We start from the raw sequence: 471 nt of genomic DNA, 5'->3' as shown, positions 1-471 counted from the left end.
CCAGAAGCGCGGAACGCCCGGCAGCCAGTGATTATATCAATGCAGTATTTGATGATTTTATGGAATTCCATGGAGACCGTTACTTTGGCGACGACGGAGCCATCGTGGGCGGCATCGCCTCCTTCCGCGGCATGCCCGTGACCGTCATCGGACAGGAAAAGGGAAAGAATACAAAGGACAATATCAGGCGCAATTTCGGAATGCCATCCCCCGAAGGATACAGAAAAGCGCTGCGCCTGATGAAGCAGGCGGAGACCTTTGGCCGTCCCATCATCTGTTTTGTGGATACGCCAGGTGCGTTCTGCGGACTGGAGGCAGAAGAGCGGGGCCAGGGAGAGGCGATTGCCCGGAATCTGTTTGAAATGGCCGATATCACCGTTCCAATACTTTCCATCGTAATCGGAGAGGGCGGAAGCGGCGGTGCGCTCGCAATGGCGGTGGCCAATGAAGTCTGGATGCTGGAAAATTCTA

At 55.2% G+C, this 471-nt stretch carries 1 protein-coding gene; it reads left to right on the top strand.

Translation table 11 applies throughout. The features are described from left to right. The coding region (locus NE664_13685) for an acetyl-CoA carboxylase carboxyl transferase subunit alpha (protein ID MCQ4727684.1) at positions 1-471 on the top strand (471 nt) is incomplete at both ends.

Source organism: Anaerotignum faecicola, from assembly GCA_024460105.1.
In the GTDB taxonomy this organism is placed as follows: domain Bacteria; phylum Bacillota; class Clostridia; order Lachnospirales; family Anaerotignaceae; genus JANFXS01.
This window is presented reverse-complemented; position numbering and strand designations above follow the sequence as displayed.